The organism is Haloimpatiens myeolchijeotgali, assembly GCF_042688525.2.
GTDB lineage: Bacteria > Bacillota > Clostridia > Clostridiales > Clostridiaceae > Haloimpatiens.
The window spans coordinates 1,864,949-1,881,781 of sequence record NZ_JBHWAB010000001.1 but is presented as its reverse complement, the minus strand read 5'-3'; the positions used below and the strand labels follow the sequence as shown (position 1 = coordinate 1,881,781).

Below are 16,833 nucleotides of genomic sequence, written 5' to 3'. Positions count from 1 at the left end.
CTACCTTCATACTTTCTAATCTTTAAATCAGTTCAGAATTAGAAATTTTATCTATATATATTAATCCATCATAACATTGATCTAAAATATTAGTCTCATAACTTTCATCTTCTCCATTGAAATTTGCATCTACATATCGACATGTTTTTGGTGTAGATATAAACTCTTTTACATACTTATTGGTATTTACAGATTTAAAATCTATAAAGAATAAAGGATCTACTTTAGATAAAATATATGGAATTGATCCTTTCTTTGCTGCATGAAGTGTACATTTTTTAAGCATTACTGATTCTTCTCCTCTATTTATACTTTTATCCACTGCTGTAACAGTACCTTCACTAAATTGAAATCCAATAACATATAATTTATCCTTATACATATCATATAAATTTGAACCCATTCTTTTTACATTCTCACCAATGTTGTTTATATTATCTGCTACCTTACTTACATGCCAATTATGTGCCCATACCATAATCTTTGTATCCTGTCCTTCAAAATTTAAGATCCACTTTATATTTTCAGCCATGTATTTATCCCTCTTAGTTTGCATTTGAGAGTTGCTTTGATTTCCTTTAAAAAAATCATAAGCTTCATCTATGATTTTTAAATTTTGTTTATAAAGCTCATATTCTTCCTTAGAAGATTTACTAATATATTCATTTTTATTTTTTTCAAACATACACATTATTTTTTTAACTTCATTTCCATGCAGCTTTTTATTATTACCATGAAGTGTTTTAGGATCTTTAAACTCTAGAAGTATACTATCTACTTTATTTTCATATTCTTTATCTACTTTCTTTAAGTATGCTTGAACTTTTTCTACTGCTGTACAAGAAGACTGCATATCAAACCCATAAAATTTAACCTTTTTGGTATGATTTTCATTGTATTCCCTCATCCATTTTACCATATCTACTACTTCCTTTGTATCCCATGTCCAAAATCCCATTTTTTTCACAACCTGCTCTGCCTCTCCCTTTCCATATAAAACATAGTCATTGACAGCCATACACTCACTCATACATGCTTCTATTCCAAAAACATTATAATCCATTTTTTCAACAAGAAATTTAAGCATTCTATGCTTCATTTGAAAAAATTCCTTTGTTCCATGAGTGGCTTCTCCCATTGCCACAATTTTTTTATCCTTTAATATATTTTTTAAAGGCATTAAATCTTTAAAATCATTTTCTGCTTTTACTGTTTTTATTTTTACTATTTTATTTTTCAAAACTGCTACAGCCTTATTCTCTTCATATTTTTCATATCGACTATTTATTGTAAAAACTCCTAAAATCAACAACAAAGCACAACCTATTATAATTACTATTTTCTTCATTTATACCGCCCCTCTGAAAATGGAATATCTCAACTTTCACAGTAAAAAAATGCTGTCTAGCGAAGGGAAATGATATCTTGCGTAAGAAACATTTGAACAAAGTTTACAAGTTCTTAGCTTTACGAATTTGAAAAAAGTTATTTTTTAATTACTGATTCCTACGGAATATTAATTAAAAAATCTTTTTTCAATATGAGTAAAACTTAGAACTTGTTACTGAAGTGAAAGGTTTCTGAGCAAGATATCATTTCCCGCAGCGGTTATTTTTCACCTGCGAAAGTTAAATTAAATATCTAATAACAATAATCTTTTTTTATCCATACTGCCATACTTATAAGTAATCCTCCTATTATCCCTGCTGCAATAATAATATGATCACTTATTGGTGCTGTGTTTGCTAAAGTATAATATCCATATTTATCACTTTCCAATAAGAATCTAAAAGTTTCTGTAAAAACTCCTAAAGCCACAGTTACTCCAATTCCAACTAAAATTGAAATTACAGGATCAGATATTAGTATTGAACTAACAGCAACTATTGAAAGAATGAAAACTGCTATTAATAACTGCGTCATATAAAATTTCATGATATATATTAAAGCTCCTACTGCACTGAAGTTTTGCTGCATATTATAAAATTTAACAATTGATACTTTTGGCATGAACAAATATCCAAAAATAATACTAATTATAAATACTGTAAATATTAATATAAATGTTGTTAAAGCCAAGGCTATCCATTTGGATATTATAAATTTATACTTTTTATACGGCCTTATCATATACATTTTAAAAGCCCCTATTGTTTGTTCATAGTTCATTGAATTAGCAACTATAATAGGTAAAACTATATATAAAAGTAATATCCTTACCTCGTAAAATACAAAAAGTGAACAATTTAACGAATTTAATCTTACATTATAATTTATTCCGTCATAAGATCCTGAATTGAATTTTAATCTATATACACAGCTTATTATTGTATCTATTATGACTAACATTAATAATATCTTTGTTTTTTTATTAAGCCATATTCTTTGAAATTCTGATGCTATTAATCTTTTCATGTTTGTTCCCCCTTAATTATAACAATCTTGATCATTAAATAAATTAAATGCAATTAAAGAAAATACTATGATATATAAAGAAATTGCAAATATTATTAATCCCACATGTTGTGGTTTTTGTGCAAGTATACTCAATATACCGTGATCTTGAATTGATATAAGAGATGAAAAATCTATTGTTTCATTCATCTTATTTGAAAATATCAAATAAATACTGGGATAAATTGCTGATGCTAGTATAAAAGTTAAACTTGCCCCCACTGCTCCTATAGTAGTCTTACATACTATGCATATAACCATGATAACTGCTGCCATAGCAATAAGAGTTATAAATGTAATAATATAGTACTTGAGATTATATAAAATACCTTCACTTATTGTAAAAGGATACATATAAGTTCTAAATTTAACTTTTTTATGTGGAAAAAATAAATAACCTAAAATAGTACTTAAAACAAAATGACTAGTTAAAAATATAAACACTACACTTACAATCACCAAAAATTTTGCTTTTATTATATCCCTAAAAGACACAGCTCTTGTCATAATCATTCTTAACTGCCCACTTCTGTATTCACTAGTTACTGACATTACTATAAGAAAAATAATTATAATATTAAAAAACATAGTAGACATATTAAGTACTGTACTTGGTAACTTTAAAGAAGTAACATATTTAACATCATCGTAATTAAAGTTAACATTTGCATTAAGATAATATTTAGCAAACCTACACAATGTTATAAATACTACTCCAAAACAAAACCAAGTAGATTTTCTATTCCACATTCTCTTCCATTCACTTAAAAATAACTGTTTCATTTTTTGTTCCTCCTTTTAATAGCCACTTACTAAGTTTATAAATGCATCCTCTAATTTTAAACTTTCTCCTGTTTTTTTCATTAATTCTTCCTTGCTTCCTTGCCATATAACTTTTCCTTTGTTTATAGCAATGAATCTATTACACATCTTATTAAGTTCATCTAAAAGATGGCTAGATATAAAGAAAGTTATATTTTGCTCTTTTCTAAGTTTTAAAATAAGTTTCCTTAAGTCCCTCATTCCTATAGGATCAAGCCCATTAGATGGCTCATCTAAAATAACTATTTTAGGATTATTTAAAAGTGTCTGAGCAATACCTAATCTCTGTTTCATCCCTAAAGAATAAGTTTTAACTTTGTCATCACCTCTATCGTAAAGATCAACTATTTTTAATACTTCTTCAACCTTTTCTCTTTGTTCTTTCTTTGACATATTAAGATTTAACATTGCTAAATTTCTTAAATTTTGTCTACCTGTCATATATGGGAAAAATATTGCCTCTTCAACTATTGCTCCAAGCTTGCTAAGTGCAAGTTTTCTATCTTCTTTAACATTTACACCACCTATCTTTACTTCTCCAGATGTAGATGAAATTAAATTTGTCATAATTCTTATTAATGTAGTTTTTCCCGCACCATTAGGTCCCACAAAACCGCATATATCTCCTTCATAAACATCAAAAGAAACATCCTGCAATATGATTCTCTTTCTTATTTTTTTAGTAACATTTTTAACTTCAATTGTTTTTTTTAACATTTAAATACCTCCTAAAATCTAAATCATCATCAAATTTTACATTATTTATGGTTTCATACTAAAAAGAAGTTTTATCTATCTTTCCTGTTCTTTAATTTTAAGAAGTAATTTTAAAGTTTTTATAAAGTTTTTTCAAAAAAAAACAACAAAGGCACATATTGCATAAAAAATCTTTCTCTTCGGTAAGAAATTCTAATTTATTTTCTTAGATATATGCTAAAAAATTCAAACTCGTTATCACTCAAACATGAATTTTTCTTAACGCATCTATCACGAAAATAAATAAAAATTTCTAAACCTTGTTCAAATATTTTTTATACAATATATGCTTTTTTTAACCTACATAAGGTAGAAATTATTTTTCCCACTTATATCCTACTCCCCAAACAGTAGAAATATATTCTCTATCTTCATCATATTGTTTTAATTTATATCGTATTTTCTTTACATGTTCTGCTACTGTTTTCGAATCTCCTTCTGCATCATATCCCCATATTTTTTCATATATTTGTTCTTTTGAAAATACTTGTCCACAATTTACTGATAAAAACTCTATTATGTCAAATTCTTTTTTAGTTAAAATTATAGCTTCTCCTCTGCAATAAACTATTCTTCCTTTTAAATCTATATTTAAATGTCCAAAGTATAAATTAACTTTATTTTCATTATTAAAACTTCTTCTCTCTCTTCTTAAATGTGCACTTATCCTTGCTTTTAATTGTCTTAAACTAAAAGGCTTAGAAATATAATCATCTCCACCTACTCCTAAACCACTAATTATATCTTCTTCTTCTCCTTTTGCAGTTAAAAAAATAATAGGACAATCTACTCTATCTCTTATTTCTCTACACACTTCATATCCATTTTTACCTGGCATCATAATATCTAATAATATCAAATCAGGATGAATCTTTGCTTTTTCAACAGCTTCATCACCGTTATAAGCACTAAAAACTTTATACTCTTCATCTTCTAAAGAATCTTTTAAAAATGAAATTATGTCTTCTTCATCATCTACAATTAATATTTTTTCATTCAATATTTATCATCTCCGCATTTAATTTTTAGTGTATAATATTTTATAATTTCACCATAACCTATTTATTTACTAATGGCCATTTAAAAATTTCACAGGATAATTACAAAAATATTATATCATACAAATATATACCATATTTATATAAAATTAAATATGAATTTTTTTATCTAAAGTTAATCTGCTATATTTTTTTCTAAAACCATATTGCATTTTTCTACATAATAAAACATATTTAAAAAGAAATTGACTAATACGACAATATTTGATAATATATCACATGAGAATGAAAATTATTTTCAAAGGGAGGTTTAATTATTGCATTATATTTGGATAAATCCTGTAGTTGAAAAAATGTATAAAAATGACTTAGACAATCTAAAAAACAATCTTACAGAAAAAGGTTTCATAATAGTCTCTACTAATGGACAAATTCAAAAGGTTAAAAATAAATTTAAAAATATAATATTAAATTCTGAAAAACCTGTACTAGATACAAGATGTCCTATGGCTGTTGATTATGTAAACAAAAACATTGATACAAGTAAATATAATATACCTAAAATTGAGCCTATTTTAATTCATACAGCAAGGGATTTGTATAATTCTCATGTAAAAGATTTAGAAAAAGATGATCTTATTATTACAACTCCTTGCAAAGCTTTAAAACAACTAGGAAAAGATATATTTAAAAATAAACAAGGCATAGAATTTTATACTTGGTTAGAATTCTGCAGTATATTTGGTATACCTACAGCTTCTAAATGTAACTTATCTCCAATACCATTAGGATTTTTTAGGGATATTTCTGAAAATATTTTAGAAATAAGTGGTGAAAATAAATTTAATGAATGCTTTTCTCAAGACAGTTATGATATCATTGAAATGTTATATTGTTCAGGAGGATGTAATAATGGAGATGGTGTATAAATTAAAAAAGCATTTAATTATAATAATACTACTCATTATATGGATAATTGGTAGTATTTTGAATTGGTGGAATCATTATATTCTTCCAACTCCTAAAGAAGTTATATTGGCAGCAAGTGTGTTAATAAAATCAGGAGATTTATTTAGACATATAGCTATAAGTACCTTAAGGGTTTTTGAAGGATTTTTTATAACAATATTTTTAGCTATTCCTTTAGGAATAATATTCGGTGTAAATAAAAATATTTATGACTATTTTAAAAGTCTACTTGGATTTTTAAGACACACACCTCCACTATCATTGGTACCACTTTTAATACTTTGGTTTGGTATAGGAGAAAAGTCTAAGATAATAATTATAGTATTAGCTTCATTTTTTCCTGTCCTATTAAATACCATTAATGGAGTTGAAAGCTGTAATAAAAAATTAATAGAAGTTGGACAAACCTTTAACTTAAGTAAAATAAATATATTCAAAAAGATAGTAATACCTTGGGCTTTACCTGATATTTTAGTTGGTATGAGATTAGGCATAGGCTATAGTTGGAGAGCTATAATTGGTGCTGAGATGATAGCAGCTTCTTCAGGTTTAGGATATTTAATTTTAGATGGTCAGCAATTATCACGCTCATCAGTTGTTATAGTAGGAATATTATGTATAGGTACTCTTGGTTGTTTATCTGATTGGATATTTGGTATTTTAACTAATAAATTTAATTATACGCAAGAGGTGAGTAATAATGAAGGGGTATAAATTAACTAATGTAACTAAAGAATTTTCTATTAATGGTAAGTTAGTTAAAATTTTAGATAATTTAACTCTTTTATTAGAAGATAATAAGATTACCGTTATATTAGGAAGAAGTGGCTGCGGAAAAACTACTTTACTTAGACTTTTAGGATATCTTGATGATGTTACAAGTGGTACTGTAGAATTTTATCACAATAATACTTTATTTAAACCTAAAATAGGTATGGTTTTTCAAGAAAGTAGACTTTTTCCTTGGCTTAATGTTAGAGAAAACTTAACCTTCTTTTTGAATAAAAGAGATATTAATATCGAAAATAAGTATTTAAAACTTATGAAATTAGAAAAATTTGGTGAAGCATATCCTTCTCAATTATCAGGAGGAATGGCACATAGAGTAGCCATAGGTAGAGCTTTAGCCTATGAACCTAATATGCTTTTAATGGATGAGCCCTTTGCTGCTCTAGATTTTTTTACTAGATCTTATATGCAAGGAGAAATTTTGAGACTTTACAAAGAGACTAAAAAAGGTATAGTTTTTGTAACTCATAATGTAGATGAAGCATTATTAATAGGTCACAAAATAGTTATTTTGGATAAAGGAAAAATTTTAAAAGAGTATAATATAGATTTAGAATTTCCAAGAGATATATCTTCTCAGAAATTATTAAATATAAAAAAAGACATACTTTCAAAATTATAAAATAAATTATTAAAAACAAAGGAGAGTTTAATATGAAAAAGAAAAAGATTTTATCATTATGTATGACTTTGCTAATAACAACTTCTATGTTTGTTGGCTGCGGAAGTACTAATAAGAAAGAGTCCGCAAAGAAAGATAACCCTAAAGAAATTAACCTTACATATGTTAAGGCCCCTTTAAACGTGCCATCTATATTGGAAAAGGATCAAAAATCTTTTGATAAGAATTTTGAAAAAGAAAATATTAAAATAAATTGGCACGAACTTACATCTGGACCTAAACAAACTCAAGCATTAGCTTCAGGAGATTTACAATTCCTTCATGCTCTTGGTGGTACATCAGCTATATTAGCAGGAGCAAATGGAGTAGATTTAAACGTAATAGGTATATATAGTAGAGCACCAAAAGCTTTTATGATAATTAGTAATAACCCAAATATAAAAACAGCAAAGGACTTAAAAGGTAAAAAAATTGCAGGTCCTAAAGGCACAGTTCTTCATCAATTATTAGTAGGTGCTTTAGAAAAAAATGGTTTAACAAGTAAAGATGTTAACTTTATAAATATGGGATTACCTGAAGGGTTTGCTGCATTAAATAATAAAAATGTAGATGCTGCATTATTAGCAGGTCCACTTGCTTTAAAAGCTGTAAAAAATGGTGGAAAAGTAGTAGTAAATGGAGAAGGAATAGTTGATGGTACAATAGTAACTGCAGTTAGTGGAGATTTTTTAAAGAATCATAAAGATTTAGTAGATAAATTCAAAGCTACTCATAAGGAAACTTTAAAATTTATGAAAGAGCATGAAGAAGAAGCATTAAAAATAGCATCAAAAGAAATTGGACTAACTATTGAAGAAACAAAAGAAATGTATAAATGGTATGATTTTGATATGGAAATAAAAGATAAGGACATTAAAGAACTTGAAAAAACTCAAGATTTCATGATAAAAAATGGACTTCAAGATAAAAAAATAGACATCAAAAAACTTATACATAAATAAACTTTAAGGCTTTTGACTGCAGTGTAAATATCTATATAGTGTTAGAAATCGTGTCACTTCAGTAACAAATTCTAAGTCTTACTCACTCAACTTTCGCAAATAAAAAATAGCCGCTGCGGGAAATGATATCTTGCTTAGAAACCTTTCACTTCAGTAACAAGTTCTAAGCTTTACTCATATTGAAAAAAGATTTTTTAATTAATATTCCGTAGGAATCAGTAATTAAAAAATAACTTTTTTCAAATTCGTAAAGCTAAGAACTTGTAAACTTTGTTCAAATGTTTCTTACGCAATATATCATTTCCCTTCGCTAAGCAATATTTTTTACTGCGAAAGTTGAGTTACTCATATTCAAAAGAGATTTTCTACAAACATTCCAAAGGAATTAGTTATCAGAAAATAGCTCTTTTGAAATTCATAAGACTAGAGAACTGATATATTCTATATGGAATAACAACTAAAATATAGATTATAACGACCAATCCATACTCTTCGTTTGTAATTCCACCATATGCTTGTAAAGACCTCCTTCTTCTAATAATTTCTTTGGTTTTCCTTGTTGTGAAACATATCCATCTGCTAATACAACAATTTTATCTGCATTAGCAATTGTCCTCATACGGTGAGCAATAACTAATACGGTTTTATTCTTTACAAGTTCAGAAATAGCTTTTTGAATCTGTGTTTCATTTTCTACATCCAAAGAAGCAGTTGCCTCATCCAATAATACAATAGGAGAATCCTTTAGTAATGCCCTGGCTATAGATATTCTTTGACGTTCCCCTCCAGACAACGTTGAGCCATTTTCACCTATCACAGTTTTATATCCTTCTGGCATATTCATTATAAAATCATCACACATAGCAGCCTTTGCAGCCTCTCTAACTTCTTCATCTGTTGCATTTCTTCTTCCCAATCTAATATTTTCCATTATCGTATCATTAAATAAAGTAACATCTTGAAATACAATAGAATAATTTGTTAATAAAGTTTCTGGATCAATGGTAGTGATATCTTGACCACCTAGTGTAACATTTCCAGAATTCACATCCCAAAAACGTGCTGCCAATTTTGCAGCTGTACTTTTACCTCCACCAGATGGACCAATAAGAGCTGTTACTTCTCCTTGTTTTGCAGCAAAAGAAACATCTTTTAAAACTGGTTCATTTTCATTATAAGAAAATGCTACATTATTAAATTCTATATCATATCCATTAGTTTTATAATTTTTACTTCCTTCTTGTGTATCTTGATTTTCAATTTCTTTCATTCTATTCATAGGAATTTCTATAGAAAATATCTCTGAAATATTCTCTAAAGTACCAGATAATGGATCATAAAGTCTTGATGCTGTAATCAAAAATATAAAATATGTAAGTAGGGATATATCCTTATTTATAAAAAGATGAGCTCCTACTAATATAGTTGTTGCAATACCTAGTCGCAATACAGCTTGAGCACTTGTAACAAATACCCCTGTAGCTAATTCTGATTTAATTTGCGCACTCTCTGAATCATCTAATTTTCTATCTAATTTTTCTATATAATTTTTTTTCATATTATATGCTTTTATATCTTGAATGTTTTCTAAGCACTCCTGTATGCCATCTGCACATATACGTTTTGATCTATAGTGCTTCATTTTTGACTTAGCTTGTGTATGTCTTGATATTCCTATTATTATAAAAGCAACTGGTACTACCCAAAGTACTGCAATACCTAAACGTAAGTTCATACAAAGTAGAGATATAACAATTACTATTGTTGAAATTATAGCACCAAATAATTGAGGAACAGCATGTGAAAACGCATGTTCTAATGATGCACAATCCCCCATAATAGTATTAGTCAAATCTGCTAAATTTCTTTTTCCAAAAAAAGCAAGTGGTAAATAACGAAGTTTTTCAGCCAAAGTAATACGTTTATTGGCACTTTCTTTATATGTTGATGAAAACGTACTAGTATATTGTTTATATTCACTTATATATATAATTACTAAAGCAACAATAATTAATATAGAATATTTTAAAATACTTGGTTTAGTATCCCAAGATTGATTTAATAATGGCTTTAACAATTCAGACAACATAAGAATAAATAAACCTACTGGGAGCATTTGTATTAAATTTTTTAAAGCAGTTAATAAACTTCCTTTTACTAAATCTTTTGCTCCTTGCTCACTCATAGCAAATTTCTTTTGAAAGTATTTTCTCATCTTACTCCCTCCTTTTCCACTTTCCATTCTATAGATGATAAATATTGATTCCACATTTTAGAATATACTTTGTTCTTCTTAAGAAGTTCTTCATGTTTTCCGCTCTCTACAATATTTCCATCGCTTATAACAACAATATTATCAACATCTTTTATAGAAGATAAACGATGAGCAATCATTAAAACTGTTTTTCCTTTCGTAAGAATCTCAAAAGCCTTTTGAATTTGATATTCATTCTCAGGATCAGCAAATGCTGTAGCTTCATCTAATATAACAATAGGAGCATCTTTTAAAATTGCTCTAGCAATACTTATCCTTTGCATTTCCCCTCCAGATAAATATACACCTTTTTCACCAACAACAGTGTCTATTCCCTTTGGAAATTTTGCTAATATATCATCACATTGAGCTAAATGTACTGCTTTCAATACCTCTTCATCGCTTGCATTTGGTTTTGCTACTTTTATATTATCTTTTAAACTTGCTTTAAACAATTTACTATTTTGAAAAACAAATGCTATTTTGTTCATCAAATCTTCTTCTTTGAAATCTTTAACATTAACTCCTCCTATTTCAATAACTCCTTTATCTACATCCCAAAATCTTGGAATAAGACTTGCAATGGTAGATTTTCCACCTCCAGATGGTCCAACAAGTGCATAAGTTTTTCCTTCTGGTATAGTAAAACTAACCTTGTTCACTGCTTTATTATCATTTCCTGGATAGGAAAAAGATACATTCTTAAATTCTATATTATTAGAAAATATTTCTATGGAGTTTTCTGGCTGTTCTAATTGAGAACAATCAATGATTCCATCTAATCTATTTAATGCTTCCTTAGCAATCATTATTCTTTCACCTGAATACATTATTTTATTCATCATATTAACACATATAGGTGCAAATAGCATATAAAATATTAAATTTAATAAGAATTTTTTGTAATCTCCCGCATTTAAAGCAAATAACACTCCAATAGGAATAAGTAATAATGATGGCAAGTTAATTGTAATCGAAAAATTTACCATAGGAAATTTACATGACATAGCATAGTCAGATGCAAAATCACGATAACGTTCTATTGAATTATGAAAATTTTTAAATGAATATACTGTTTGTTGAAATGTTTTAACAACTGGTATTCCTCTAACATATTCTACCGCTGAAGAGTTCATTTCTTCTAATGCATCCATATATTTTTCCATAAAATTTGCATTACTACCACCCATCATTGATTTTAAGAAAAATATACTTATAAATAATGGTACAAGACAAACTAATCCTAGTCTCCAATCAAATACACATAGTATAATAATAATTGCTATTGGCATTATAATCGCTCCAACAAAGTCTGGAAGTTGATGTGCTAAAAATCCATGTGTTAAACTTGCATTATCATCTATTACTTTTCTTAACTTTCCACTTGTGTTTTTGCTAAAAAACCCCAATGGTAAATCCACTATTTTGTGTACTGCTTCTTTTCTCATATTTTTTTCTACTCTAAAAGCTGCAAGATGAGTACACATTAATCCTCCAAAATAAAGTACAATACTTAATACAGCAAATGTTATTGCCCACCATCCATAGCTTACAATACCACTTGTATCAGATAAATTTGGTAAAGAATTAAATATATCTCTAGCAACAAACCATATACAAATAAATGGTAGTATTGATAATATTGCACTTATTCCTGATAAAATGCATCCAATTATAATAAGAGGGCTTCGATTTCCTGCAAAATCAAATAATCTACTTAAGCCCTTTGATTTATTTTTTTTCATATGGTTCCCTTCTTTCCTTAATACATTTTGTTATTTTCATATCAATTTATAATTACATATCATAAATAGATATATTTTTTAATACAAAACTCTTATTTAATAATTATTTCACTGAAATTAATCTTGAAACTGGTTTATTATTTTGCTTGATTAGACATAAAAGCCCTCCTTTAAATTAGTGCACTAACAATTCAAAAATATATATTTTCTTTAAATTCAATTGACAATAAATACGCTCAGCTTTATCATTGTGAGTAGTTAGTTTTTCTAACCACATATATTATTATAGACCTTAAACTTTGTAATGAGAATGTTTATCAGCTAAGTTCGTCTAATCGTGAACTTATCGTGACTAATCAAGAAAGGATGATTTGTATGCTATTAAAACAACTTCATGAGCCCTTTCTTTTAAAAAAAGGTTTCACTCGAATTTCATCTTGCGATAAATTTAACTCTATGGGAACTTGTTATGCTCTTAGCCCTACATTAGGAAACGGATATTATTGGATTTACTCTCATAAAGACTTATTTTCTATCGTTATACATGACTTTTACTTTCATGAAGATTTTTATTTTGAAAATGAGTTACCTGAATACTTAAGCATTTCATATTATGAGTCTGTATCTGGGGAAGAAATTAATCCTTATCATCGATTAAATGCTGGATGTGTCAAAAGCTATTGGTGGTCAGTAGATAAATACCAAGCAGTTTTTCATAAAAACATACCAATTAAATCAATAGGTATTGAATTTACACCCAAATATTGTGATAACTACTTAGCACAAAAATATTCAGACAACTATATTAATCCTCGTAATGCTCTTCTAGAAATAAATGAAACAACCGACTTTCCAGAAATGGTATTGCTATTACATCAACTGAAAAATTATAGAGGAACAGGCATGTCCGCACAGTTATTTTATGAAGCAAAAGCAGCGGAAGCTATTGCTCTTATTGTAACGCGTCAAAAAAACAAAAAAAGAAACAGTCTTTATATGTTTCTGAAATGGATATTGAACATATTGAAAATGTTGTTTCTTACATCAATGACCACTATGCTTATAATTTAACACTAAATCAGTTATCCAAAATAGCTTGTATGGGAACAACCAAATTAAAAACCACTTTCAAAAATGTTTATAAATGCACCATTACTGAATACATTCAAAATCGAAGAATGGGACAGGCAGAACACTTATTGGCAAATACTGATTTTGATATTAAACAGATTGCTTTGATTGTTGGTTATAAAAGTGCAGGTCGTTTTTCTGAACTTTTTAAGAGAAGTACAGGACTGCAGCCTACAAAATATCGCGAATTATCGAAAGGTTTATAAAACATGTATGATATAAATATTTACTTAACACTCTCTGTATATTGCCAACAAATAAAAAGTGTATAAGATTAATTCCTGTTCTTATACACCTTTTTATTGTTTTGCTCAATACGCTTATGGTAAAGAATAAAATGTTTCAGAAAAATATCTCATTTCCCGCAGCAGCTATTTTTTATCTCCAAAAGTTGAGTTATTTAATTTTCTATTGATACATTATAACTACATGTAAATTCTTTTCCAACTTCTAAACTCATTACACCTGACTTTTCTCTATAATCTCCATCAAAGTCAATAAAATCAGCATGTCCAAACCAAGGTTCTATACATATAAAAGGTGCATCATTAGGTTTTGACCATATTCCTAAATAAGGAAATTCTTTAAAATCCATAGTAATTACTTTACTGTGTTTGTTGCTTTTTAAAGATACTTTATTTGAATTTAAATTTTTAAACACTAAAGCATCATTCTTAAATAATTTTTTATTTAGTTTCAAAATATTACTATCTTTTAAAACAAGTTCACTTTCTCTTGTATATAAACCTAAATCTGGATGAAGAATTTCTCTACTTGCATTTTCATTTTTATTAAATTCCAAATAATAATCTTCTATATTTTCATCTTCAAATAAAGGACAATTAAAACCTGGATGTGCTCCTATAGAAAAATATATACTTTGATCATCTATATTTCTAACCTTATAGATTATTTCTAAATTGTTTTGTTTTAAACTATATTCTACATCTAGCTCAAATTTGTATGGATATTTTTTTAAACTATCTGTGTTACTTCTTAATCTATATATAATCTTACAATTATCTTTTTCAATTAACTCAAATTCACGATCTCTTGCAAATCCATGTTGAGTAAGAGTAAATTCCCTTTCTCCTATTCTATATTTGTCATTTTTGACTTTACCAACTATCGGAAAAAGTATAGGAGCATGTCTTTTCCAATAGTCAGGATCAGCAGTCCATAAACATTCAATATTATCTTTTTTGTCTTTTATACTAATAAGTTCAGCTCCATTTGTATCCGCTAAAATTTCTAACAATTCGTTTTCTAATTTTGTAATCATGTATTTTTCTCTCCTCAAATAAGTTTATTTTTTCATAAATTAGCCTCTCTTAAATCTTATATTCTTTTAATGAGTACCTAACATGTCCATCTCTTCCTTTTGTAGTTTCTGCACAAATCAAGGAATTTAGCACTGCTTCTTCAGTTGATTCTATTACTGCTCTAAATACAGTATTTATTTTATCATCCCTTATTACTTTTATATTCATTACATCTTCACTGTCATAATGGTTTATTTTATTAGCAGTACTGAAACCTATAACAATTTCGCCACTTCCATTTCCCATAAATGAACCGGTTCTTCCTAAACCTATTGATGTTCTTTTACAAACTCTCCTAAGCTGTCTGTGTAACAGAGGTATATCTGTTGCAACTATTATGATACACGAACCCTTCTCACTTTCATTCTTAGGTATTGAACTATCAATTGTTCTACCAACTTTTGTTCCATCTACAATTAAATCTTGCTTTAATCCAAAATTAGTTAATACCAATACTCCTAATGTATAAGTATTATTTCCTATCTCAATTATTCTTGAAGCTGTACCTATTCCCCCTTTTAACTCATAACATGACATTCCAGTTCCTGCTCCAACTGCTCCCTCTTCAAATAAAACATCTGCACTCCTAATACTTTCTAAAACATGCTCTTTTTTCACATGCATTCCCCTTATATCATTTAAATAACCATCATTGCATTCACACACAACAGGATTTACAGTACCTGTTGTAACTCCAATATCAGCATTATTTTTAAGCATATATTCCACAAGCGCTTCACTTGCACACCCTACACTTAAGGTATTTGTAAGTATAATAGGTGTTTCTAATGTACCTAACTCATTTATTTGTATTATACCTGTTGTTTTACCAAATCCATTAATAACATGTGCTGCTGCTATAAGCTTTTCTCTAAAAATATTTCCTTCATGAGGAATAACTGCTGTAACACCAGTTTTTATGTCACCATCATTTAAAGTACAGTGACCTACCTTTACTCCTTTTACATCTGTAATACTATTATTTTTTCCCGTCTTCAATATTCCTATATTTATACCATAATCACGTATTCTATTTTTTGTCATTTGAATATCCCCCTTTTAGTGTCTTTATGTTTAACACATCTTTTCCCCAAATTTTTTAATACTTTCATCTTTTAACTCATATACATTATCTCTTGTTTTTTTAACTCTTTTTATTATAAATCTTTCTATGAAATTCAATTTTTCAAAATGTATTTCATAACCAAATGTATCAGCACATAGTGCATTATTGTATAATTCAGGGTTAAAAAGTTCTCTAAGATATTTTTCTATTTCTTTTTCATCTGACTGTGCTGCACATATAAATAAACCAATTCTTTTTTTCAAAATAATATCTAAATTTTCATTTATATAGTTTACTAATTTCTTTTGTATATTTCCTGCATATACTGATGCTCCAAGTATAATATTATCATAACATTTAATATCTGGAACATTCTCTTTCATAATATTTATTAAATCTACTTCCCCTTTCATATTTTTTTTCAACATTTTAGCTGCTTTCTCAGTACTGCCGCATTTAGTTGCATAAATTATTATACTTTTCATTTTAAATCCCCCATTTCAATATTGTTTATTTCATTCCCTTATTTATAGCGTTTTGAACTGCTTTTAGAATTACTTTACTAGATAACGTTGCTCCACTAATCAAATCCACATCAAGAGATTGTGATTTTTCTATTTCTTTAGTTATCTTTTCTGCTTTTTTTCCCAATCCACACTTATGCTCCATAATATCAATTGATGTTATTTTTTTATCTTCAACATTAACTTTTACTACTGCTTTAACTAACTTTGTTTTATACTCTCCAATATAAGAACCATCAGAAACATTTGTAAGTTCTACATTATTTATATTGATAGTAGGTACATCTATAGATTTTATATAAAAAAATACTCCAACTAAAATTATAAATATAACAATTATTAATATTTTTAATTTCTTTTTCATATATCCACTTCCAATC

General features: G+C 27.7%; 17 protein-coding genes. 6 read left to right on the top strand and 11 right to left on the bottom strand.

Annotated features, from left to right (window positions below; translation table 11 throughout):
- Positions 1-22 precede the first annotated feature (22 nt).
- From ACFIJ5_RS08425 to ACFIJ5_RS08405, 5 genes are all read right to left on the bottom strand, one after another.
- Entirely contained in the window at positions 23-1,348 is a 1,326-nt protein-coding gene (locus ACFIJ5_RS08425) for an erythromycin esterase family protein (protein ID WP_379805987.1), read from the bottom strand.
- A 293-nt stretch (positions 1,349-1,641) separates the two neighbouring features.
- Positions 1,642-2,415, bottom strand: a complete 774-nt coding sequence (locus tag ACFIJ5_RS08420) for an ABC transporter permease (protein ID WP_379805985.1) — start codon at positions 2,413-2,415, stop codon at positions 1,642-1,644.
- A 12-nt stretch (positions 2,416-2,427) separates the two neighbouring features.
- Entirely contained in the window at positions 2,428-3,237 is an 810-nt protein-coding gene (locus tag ACFIJ5_RS08415) for an ABC transporter permease (RefSeq protein WP_379805983.1), read from the bottom strand.
- A gap of 15 nt (positions 3,238-3,252) precedes the next feature.
- Positions 3,253-3,993 (bottom strand): ABC transporter ATP-binding protein, encoded by a 741-nt coding sequence (locus tag ACFIJ5_RS08410; RefSeq protein ID WP_379805981.1) that lies wholly within the window; start codon positions 3,991-3,993, stop codon positions 3,253-3,255.
- Positions 3,994-4,348: 355 nt separating this feature from the next.
- Entirely contained in the window at positions 4,349-5,032 is a 684-nt protein-coding gene (locus ACFIJ5_RS08405; protein WP_379805979.1) for a response regulator transcription factor, read from the bottom strand.
- 315 nt (positions 5,033-5,347) lie between these two features.
- Here ACFIJ5_RS08405 and ACFIJ5_RS08400 point away from each other — a divergent pair, with 315 nt between their 5' ends.
- Genes ACFIJ5_RS08400 through ACFIJ5_RS08385 form a run of 4 tightly spaced genes read left to right on the top strand, consistent with a single transcriptional unit; the run spans position 5,348 to position 8,411 of the window.
- Complete coding sequence (locus ACFIJ5_RS08400; protein WP_379805977.1) at positions 5,348-5,959, top strand: hypothetical protein; 612 nt, start codon at positions 5,348-5,350, stop codon at positions 5,957-5,959.
- Positions 5,949-6,713, top strand: coding sequence for an ABC transporter permease (locus ACFIJ5_RS08395; protein ID WP_379809574.1), 765 nt, complete (start codon positions 5,949-5,951; stop codon positions 6,711-6,713). Before ACFIJ5_RS08400 ends, ACFIJ5_RS08395 begins: the two co-directional genes overlap by 11 nt.
- A complete protein-coding gene (locus ACFIJ5_RS08390) occupies positions 6,700-7,410 on the top strand; it encodes an ABC transporter ATP-binding protein (RefSeq protein ID WP_379805975.1) in 711 nt (236 codons plus the stop codon). The genes ACFIJ5_RS08395 and ACFIJ5_RS08390 overlap by 14 nt, the downstream gene beginning before the upstream one ends.
- A 32-nt stretch (positions 7,411-7,442) precedes the next feature.
- Positions 7,443-8,411 carry an ABC transporter substrate-binding protein gene (locus ACFIJ5_RS08385; RefSeq protein ID WP_379805972.1) on the top strand — a complete coding sequence of 323 codons (969 nt, stop codon included), beginning with the start codon at positions 7,443-7,445 and terminating at the stop codon, positions 8,409-8,411.
- Positions 8,412-8,880: 469 nt separating this feature from the next.
- On the opposite strand, the gene ACFIJ5_RS08380 is transcribed toward ACFIJ5_RS08385, so the two are convergent.
- Together ACFIJ5_RS08380 and ACFIJ5_RS08375 are read right to left on the bottom strand one after the other, a co-directional pair.
- Entirely contained in the window at positions 8,881-10,626 is a 1,746-nt protein-coding gene (locus ACFIJ5_RS08380) for an ABC transporter ATP-binding protein (RefSeq protein WP_379805970.1), read from the bottom strand.
- The gene (locus ACFIJ5_RS08375) at positions 10,623-12,410 is read right to left on the bottom strand and encodes an ABC transporter ATP-binding protein (RefSeq protein ID WP_379805968.1); all 1,788 of its coding nucleotides are present in this window, start codon (positions 12,408-12,410) and stop codon (positions 10,623-10,625) included. Before ACFIJ5_RS08375 ends, ACFIJ5_RS08380 begins: the two co-directional genes overlap by 4 nt.
- Positions 12,411-12,785: 375 nt before the next feature.
- Between ACFIJ5_RS08375 and ACFIJ5_RS08370 the strand changes: the two genes are divergently transcribed.
- Complete coding sequence (locus ACFIJ5_RS08370) at positions 12,786-13,481, top strand: hypothetical protein (protein WP_459253871.1); 696 nt, start codon at positions 12,786-12,788, stop codon at positions 13,479-13,481.
- 29 nt (positions 13,482-13,510) lie between these two features.
- Entirely contained in the window at positions 13,511-13,747 is a 237-nt protein-coding gene (locus ACFIJ5_RS18875; protein WP_459253870.1) for a helix-turn-helix domain-containing protein, read from the top strand.
- A gap of 194 nt (positions 13,748-13,941) precedes the next feature.
- Here ACFIJ5_RS18875 and ACFIJ5_RS08365 read toward each other — a convergent pair whose 3' ends face one another.
- The 4 genes from ACFIJ5_RS08365 to ACFIJ5_RS08350 are packed head-to-tail and all read right to left on the bottom strand — an operon-like array spanning position 13,942 to position 16,817.
- On the bottom strand, positions 13,942-14,823 hold the full coding sequence (locus ACFIJ5_RS08365) for an aldose 1-epimerase family protein (RefSeq protein WP_379805966.1): 882 nt from the start codon (positions 14,821-14,823) through the stop codon (positions 13,942-13,944).
- A 49-nt stretch (positions 14,824-14,872) separates the two neighbouring features.
- Positions 14,873-15,907 carry a DmpA family aminopeptidase gene (locus ACFIJ5_RS08360; protein ID WP_379805964.1) on the bottom strand — a complete coding sequence of 345 codons (1,035 nt, stop codon included), beginning with the start codon at positions 15,905-15,907 and terminating at the stop codon, positions 14,873-14,875.
- A gap of 30 nt (positions 15,908-15,937) precedes the next feature.
- Complete coding sequence (locus ACFIJ5_RS08355) at positions 15,938-16,414, bottom strand: flavodoxin domain-containing protein (protein WP_379805962.1); 477 nt, start codon at positions 16,412-16,414, stop codon at positions 15,938-15,940.
- Positions 16,415-16,439: 25 nt separating this feature from the next.
- Positions 16,440-16,817: an FMN-binding protein gene (locus ACFIJ5_RS08350; RefSeq protein ID WP_379805960.1), complete on the bottom strand. Its 378-nt coding sequence runs from the start codon at positions 16,815-16,817 to the stop codon at positions 16,440-16,442.
- Positions 16,818-16,833 lie beyond the last annotated feature (16 nt).